Origin of the sequence: Rhodococcus aetherivorans (assembly GCF_011058165.1) — a bacterium.
Lineage (GTDB): Bacteria > Actinomycetota > Actinomycetes > Mycobacteriales > Mycobacteriaceae > Rhodococcus > Rhodococcus aetherivorans.
Genome location: NZ_JAALEG010000044.1, coordinates 42,230 through 49,198 on the forward strand (window position 1 = coordinate 42,230; position 6,969 = coordinate 49,198).

6 protein-coding genes are annotated in these 6,969 nt (G+C 70.5%); 3 read left to right on the forward strand and 3 right to left on the reverse strand.

Going from position 1 to position 6,969, the window contains the following annotated elements; translation table 11 throughout:
• Nucleotides 1-57: 57 nt before the first annotated feature.
• From fadD5 to G6039_RS17765, 3 genes are all read right to left on the reverse strand, one after another.
• Complete coding sequence (fadD5, locus tag G6039_RS17755; protein ID WP_006947483.1) at nt 58-1,641, reverse strand: fatty-acid--CoA ligase FadD5; 1,584 nt, start codon at nt 1,639-1,641, stop codon at nt 58-60.
• Nucleotides 1,642-1,915: 274 nt separating this feature from the next.
• Nucleotides 1,916-2,695, reverse strand: a complete 780-nt coding sequence (locus G6039_RS17760; protein WP_006947482.1) for an enoyl-CoA hydratase — start codon at nt 2,693-2,695, stop codon at nt 1,916-1,918.
• Nucleotides 2,692-3,675: an NAD(P)H-dependent flavin oxidoreductase gene (locus G6039_RS17765; RefSeq protein WP_006947481.1), complete on the reverse strand. Its 984-nt coding sequence runs from the start codon at nt 3,673-3,675 to the stop codon at nt 2,692-2,694. Before G6039_RS17765 ends, G6039_RS17760 begins: the two co-directional genes overlap by 4 nt.
• Before the next feature lie 246 nt (nt 3,676-3,921).
• Here G6039_RS17765 and G6039_RS17770 point away from each other — a divergent pair, with 246 nt between their 5' ends.
• Genes G6039_RS17770 through G6039_RS17780 form a run of 3 tightly spaced genes read left to right on the forward strand, consistent with a single transcriptional unit; the run spans nt 3,922 to nt 6,796 of the window.
• On the forward strand, nt 3,922-5,202 hold the full coding sequence (locus G6039_RS17770; RefSeq protein WP_029547143.1) for a TetR/AcrR family transcriptional regulator: 1,281 nt from the start codon (nt 3,922-3,924) through the stop codon (nt 5,200-5,202).
• A complete protein-coding gene (locus G6039_RS17775) occupies nt 5,202-6,317 on the forward strand; it encodes an NAD(P)-dependent alcohol dehydrogenase (RefSeq protein WP_043801702.1) in 1,116 nt (371 codons plus the stop codon). The genes G6039_RS17770 and G6039_RS17775 overlap by 1 nt, the downstream gene beginning before the upstream one ends.
• A 2-nt stretch (nt 6,318-6,319) precedes the next feature.
• Nucleotides 6,320-6,796: a DUF4334 domain-containing protein gene (locus G6039_RS17780; protein ID WP_043801705.1), complete on the forward strand. Its 477-nt coding sequence runs from the start codon at nt 6,320-6,322 to the stop codon at nt 6,794-6,796.
• The last annotated feature ends 173 nt before the right edge of the window (nt 6,797-6,969 follow it).

Below are 6,969 nucleotides of genomic sequence, written 5' to 3' on the forward strand. Positions count from 1 at the left end.
ACGCGTCATCGCGGCGTCCCCCGTCCCCCGATGGAACCCCTTCGGCCCCTGCGGTCTTCAGCCCTGCACGACCGCCGACAGGCCGCCGCGCAGCTGGTGCTTGACGACCTTGCCGCTGGCGTTGCGCGGCAGGGCCTCGACGATCACGACCTCCTTCGGATGCTTGTAGCGCGCGAGCTGCGCGTCGAAGAACGGCTGCAACTCGTCGAGCGTGAGATCGTCGTGGCCGGGCCGCAACGCGATCACCGCGACCGGCACCTCGCCCCACTTCGCGTCCGGACGCCCGATCACGGCCGCCTCGAGGATCTTCGGATGCGAGAACAGCACGTTCTCGACCTCGGCGCAGTAGATGTTCTCACCCCCGGAGATGATCATGTCCTTCTTGCGGTCGACGACGTAGACGAATCCCTCCGCGTCGACGCGCACGAGGTCGCCGGAGTGGAACCAGCCGCCGTGGAACGCATCCGCCGTCGCAGCCGGGTTGTTCCAGTACTCGCTCATCATGGTGGGCCCGCGGTAGACGATCTCGCCGACCTGACCGGGCGCCACGTCGTTCATCTCGTCGTCGACGACGCGCGCCTGGATCGTCGGGATGACGCGGCCGACGGAACCGAGCTTGCGCAGCGCGTCCGCGCCGTCCAGCACGCAGGTGATGGGCGACATCTCGGTCTGGCCGAACACCGCGACGTTCGACGCGTCGGGGAACGTCTCGGCCATGGCGCGCAGGATGGTGTCGGACGACGGCGCCGCGCCCCAGGAAATGTTGGTCAGGGCCAGCTTCCGCGGATTCGCCTGCTGGGCGGCGCACACCGCCTGCCACTGCACCGGCACGAGGAACAGGTTGGTGACCTGCTCGGCCTCGAGGACGTCGAGCAGGTCGTTCGGGTCGAACGCCCCGACCGGATGGATCACGGTGGTAACGCCCAGCATCAGGTTGGGCGCCATCGCGCCGAGCGCGGCGATGTGGAACATCGGGGAGGCGCAGAACCCGACGCCGGACTCGTCGAACAGGTGGAACGCGCGGATGCACGTGAGCGCCTGCGCGGACATGTTGCTGTGGGAGAGCACCGCGCCCTTGGGCCGGCCCGTGGTGCCGGAGGTATACATGATCAGGGCCGGGGTGTCGTCCGGGACGTCGACCGCCGGGTGGGGGTCGCCCGCCTCGGCGATCAGATCCTCGTAGGCGAGGCCGTCGCCCTCGGGGATGCCGCCGACGGTGACGGACAGTTCCAGGCCTTCGCTCTCCGCACGGGCCGCGGCGGCCAGCGGAGCGAGCGGCGCTTCCACGACGATCGCCTTGGATCCGCTGTCCCGCAGCAGGAATGCCACCTCGGGTGCGGTGAGGCGGAAGTTGACCGGGACGGCGATCGCACCGAGGGCGTTGGCGGCGAGCACGGTCTCGAGATACTCGGGGCGGTTGAGCATGAGGACGACGACCCGGTCGCCGAAACCGACGCCGCGCCGCGCGAGGGCGTCGGCGAGCCGCTCGACCCGCTCGTGCAACTCCGCCCACGTGATCGACCGGCCCTGGAACCGCAGCGCAGTGCGGTCCGGGATCATCAGAGCGTGCCGAGCGACGTGGTTGTTCCAGTTGTTGCGGCGCAGGCGCTGGGTCTCGGCGAGGGCTGACGGGGTGACCATGAGGGTTCCTCTCGGGGCGTGACGGGGGTGCCGACGGGACGCGATCCCGGTTCTCGATGTGAGGCACATTACAGGCATCGGCCACATTCGACCACCACTTTGTTAATCGAAATTCTCATTCGATCTGACCGTCGATGCAGGGGCGGGTGCACGCAGCACGGGACCGCTCTCCGGCATGAATGTTACTGCTGCCCAGGGGTATAACAGAGATCATCGGTGCAGACCCGCCCCTCGGCGGCCCGGGCAGCCGGGCCTGGAAGTATGCGAGCGATCGTCAGGAGAATCGGGGTGGGCGCTTCTCGAGCATGGCCATGGCCGCCTCGGCGAAGTCCGCCGAGGCGAGCAGCTCCGTCTGGCCGCTCTTCTCCCGTGCCAGCGCGTCGTCGAGCCGGCCGAGCGTCGCGGCGGCGAGGGCCCGCTTGGTCAGCGCGACGGCGCGCCGCGGCGTGGTCGCCGTCCGGGCCGCCACGGCGTCGACGTGCGCGGCGAACTCCGCGTCGGGCAGCGTGCGCGCGACGAGGCCGAACCGGTCGGCGTCCGCGGCCGAGACCCGCTCGCCGAGCAACGCCATCTCCGCGGCCCGCGCACGTCCGACCGCGGCAGGAACGAGCAGGCTCGCGCCGCCGTCGGGCATCAGCCCCATGTTCACGAACGACAGCAGGAAGTAGGCGCTCTCCGTGGCGTAGGTGAGGTCCGCCGCGACAGCCATCGACACACCCACCCCCGCGGCCGGGCCGTTGACGGCGGCGATCACCGGCACCGGAACCGTCGCGATGGATCGGATCACCGCGTTCGCGGCGTCCATGACCTCGGACGGGTCGGCCGGGTTCGTCGCCGCCGCAGCGATATCGGCTCCGGTACAGAACGCGCTCCCCTCGCCGGTGAGGACGACGGTGCGAACCCGGGGATCGGCGCCGGCCTCGTCCAGCGCGGCGCCGAGCGCCCGCATGGTCGGCAGGTCCACGGCGTTCATCCGCTTCGGCCGGTCGATGGTCAGACGCAGGATGCCGTCGGCGAGTTCCGACCGCAGCCCCTCGACGGTCGGCGTACTCATGCCCGGACCCCCTGTCCGACGAATCCGCGGAGCCGGTCCTCGATGATCGACTCCGCCTCGGTCACCATGCGGTCGACGAGTTCGGCCACGGTCGGGATGTCGTCGATCAGGCCCTGGCTCTGCCCGGCCGTCCAGATGCCCGCCTCGAGATCGCCGTCCTCGAACACCTTTCGGCCACGCGCCCCGGCGACGAGGTGCGCAATGTCGCCGAACTCGGCTCCGCGCGATTCGATCTCGACGACCTCCGCGCTGATCGAGTTCGCCGCCACGCGGGCGGTGTTGTGGAGGGTGCGGAAGATGAGCCTGGTGTCGCGTTCGGTGTTGGCGACGATCTGTTCCTTGACCGCGTGTGCGACGGGCGACTCGACGGTGCACATGAACCGGGTCCCCATGTTGATCCCGTCCGCGCCCAGGGCGAGCGCCGCGACGAGACCGCGCGCGTCGGCGATGCCGCCCGAGGCGATCACCGGGATCTGCAGTTGCCGGGTGGCCGCGGGGATCAGGACGAGGCCGGGCACGTCGTCCTCGCCGGGATGACCGGCGCACTCGAACCCGTCGATGCTGACGGCGTCGACGCCGACCCGCTCCGCCTTGAGCGCGTGCCGCACGCTCGTGCACTTGTGGACGACCTTGACGCCGGCGTCCTTCAGGTGGGGCAGATGGTCGACCGGGTTGGAGCCGGCGGTCTCGACGATCTTGATGCCCGACTCGATGATGGCCTGCCGGTACTCGGCGTACGGCGGCGGGGTGATCGACGGCAGGATCGTCAGATTGACGCCGAAGGGCTTGTCGGTGAGCTCGCGGGTCCGGGCGATCTCCTTCACGAGGTCCTCGGGCGTCGGCTGGGTGAGCGCGGTCAGGAATCCCAGGGCGCCGGATTCGGCCACGGCGGCGACGAGCTCGGCGCGACCGACCCACATCATCCCGCCCTGGACGATGGGGTGCTCGACCCCGAATGCCTCGGTGAATCGGGTTCTCACTGGACCTCCTCGGATCCTGGACCTGCGCCGCGAGCGCAGGGGACGGACACGTCCGGCGCAGCGCCGGTACCGCGATGACTTCAAGAATTCCCGTTAACTTTCGCGGTGTGCGGCCTTGTTTGTCAAGGGCTCTCCGCAGGCCTTTCCACGGAGCGGCCCGAGGGAATTCACCGCCGCAGATATGGTGCTGGGCGCTAACGTTTGCGATAGGCTGCCGGGACCACGCCCGGCATGGATGGAGGTACGGTGGCGGAGCAGACCCGGACCGGTTCGCGGGGGACGCGGACACGGTCGACCGCCGGCACGTCGACCGAGGCGGCACCGGCTCCGCGACGGCGGCCGAAGAACCGCAAGGCACAGATCGCCGCGGTCGCGGCGGAAGCGTTCAGCGAACGCGGTTACCACGGCGTCGGGATCGACGAGATCGCCGCCGCGGTCGGCATTTCCGGCCCCGCCCTCTATCGGCACTTCCCCAACAAGTACGCGCTGTTCCGGGACGCCGCGCTGAGCCTGGGCACGACGCTCGGCACGGCCGTCGCCGAGGCGGACGAGGACGCGGTGGACGACCCCGCCGAGTGGCTCGACCGGCTGCTGCTCGCCGCGATCCGCACCACCGTCGAGTGCCGTCGCACCGCCGGGCTCTACCGGTGGGAGAACCGCTACCTGACGGCCGAGGACCGCAGCGAGGTCCGCAGCGTGATCTGGGGCGTCAACCGCCGTGTCGGCGCCGCCCTGGCCGCCCTGCGCCCGGACCTGCCGGAGCCGGACAACGTGTTGCTCAGCGCCGCCATGCTCAGCGTCGTCGGCAGCATCACCGCCCATCGGGCGCCGCTGTCCAACCGCCGGATCGAGCGGTTGCTGCTGGACGCGTGCCGGTCGGTGGCCGCGGTCCGGCTCGAGGCGGCCGGCCCGTCGCGCGCCGCGGCCGTCCGGACCCCCGGCCTCGCCGTCGCCAACAAACGCGAGGTGCTGCTGCACGAGGCGATCCTGCTGTTCCACGCCCGCGGGTACCACGACGTGAGCATCGAGGAGATCGGCGCCGCGGCCGGCATCAACGCCTCCGGGGTCTACCGGCACTTCGCGAGCAAGTCCGACCTGCTCGCCGCGGCCTTCCACCGCGCCGCGGACCGGCTCTCCGTCGCCGTGAACACCGCGCTGGCCGACTCCACGTCTCCGGCCGAGGCGCTGCGCGCCCTCACCGACGTGTACGTCCGGTTGTCCTTCGCCCAGAGCGAGCTGATGTCGGTGTACTTCACGGAGATCGGCAGCCTGCCCGCCGCCCACCGCACCGACCTGCGCAACATCCAGCGGCTCAACGTCGAGGAATGGGCCCGTCTGCTCGCCGACGTCCGGCCGGGCCTGTCCGCGGTCGAGTGTCGATTCCTGGTCCATGCCGCGCTGAACCTCGTGCTCGACATAGGCCGGCTGATGCACTTCGAACCCACCCCGTCCAACGAGAGCCGGGTGCAGCAACTGATGCTGGTCACCCTCCTCGGCAACAGCGCCCCGCGGGAGACGAACTCGTGATGCACACGGCCACCGCGGCGGTACTGCGCGACTACGGGACGACGCCGCGGGCGGAGCCGATCGAGTTGCCGCCGCTGCGGCCCGACGAGGTCCTCGTCCGGATCGGTGGCGTCGGCATCTGCCACACCGATCTCACCGCCGCCGCCGGCGGGGTCCCGATCCCGCTGCCGGCCGTCCTCGGACACGAGGGTGCGGGCACCGTCGTCGAGATCGGCCCCGACGTCACCGATCTCGACGTCGGCGACCCGGTGGTGCTCGGATTCGACTCGTGCCGCACGTGCCGCAACTGCGCGCGCGGCCGGCCGGCCTACTGCACCCGCTTCGCCCCGCTCAACTACGGCGGCCGTCGCGCGGACGGCTCGACCACCCTGCGCGACGCGTCGGGGGCGCCCCTGCACGGGAACTGGTTCGGACAGTCGTCGTTCGCATCCCTCGCGATTGCCACCGAACGCAACGCCGTGCGCCTGCCGGACGACGTTCCGCTCGTCCCGGCCGGACCGCTGGGCTGCGGGTTGCAGACCGGCGCCGGAGCGGTGCTGCGGGTCCTGCGGCCCGAACCCGGCTCGTCGATCGCCGTGTTCGGTCTCGGCGCGGTCGGCATGGCCGCCGTCATGGCCGCCCGGATCGCCGGGTGCGGCACCGTCGTCGGCGTCGACCCGAACCCGCGGCGGCACGCGCTCGCCCGCGAACTCGGTGCGACGGAGACACTGAACCCCGACGAGCACACCGACCCCGGCCGGCGGATCCGCGAGATCACCGGTGGGGGCGTCGATCACGCCGTCGAAGCCGTCGGTACCGAAGCGGTGATCCGGCAGGCACTGGCCTCGCTCACGATCCCCGGCACCTGTGCCACGCTGGGACTGCGCGCCGGCCGGAATCCGGTCACCGTCGACCAGACGCATCTGCTCAACGGGCGCACCCTCACCGGGGTGATCGAGGGGGACGCCGACCCGCATGTGTTCCTCCCCGAACTCGTCCGCCTGTGGCAGCAGGGCTCGTTCCCGGTGGAGAAACTGATCCGCACCTTCCCGTTCGAACGATTCGACGAGGCGCTCGCCGCCGTCCGGGCCGGCGACGTCGTCAAGGCAGTACTCACCTTCGACCCTCAGGAGTGACCATGACCGTGGCCGACGAGCTGGCCGCACTGCGCAGCCGGACCGACGCGATCTCCCCGCGCGAACTCGACGCCCTGTGGACGCGTCTGGAGCCCGCCCGCCTCGGCGATCTCATCGGATATCGCTGGCGCGGATTCAGTTTCGACACCGGCCACCGGACCCACACCCTCCTCGGCCGGGCCCGGTGGTACGGCAAGCAGTTCGCCGCTGCCGACGACGTGCAGCCGCTGCTGTGCTACGACGCGAACGGGGAACTCTTCTCCGACGTCGACACCGGGCGCGGCGAGGCGAGCCTGTGGGAGATCCGGTTCCGCGGCGAGGTCACCGCCACGATGGTCTACGACGGCATGCCCGTGTTCGACCACTTCAAGAAGGCCGACGACGACACGCTCGTCGGGGTCATGAACGGCAAGGGCAACCTCGTCTTCGACGCGGGCGAACACTACTGGTTCGGCCTCGAACGCGACGTCGCGCTGTAGCGCCCGATCCCGTTGGCAGTGGCCGAATGTCACATCACTTCGGTCTGGGCTGACTCAGGTGGTCCATGCGACACGCTCCCTGACCAGGGGAGATGTCAGTGGGTCGAGCAGCACGAGAGGCGAAGAAGGCTAGGTTCTTCGCCATGCGCATGACGAAGGTGTCGATCGCCAAG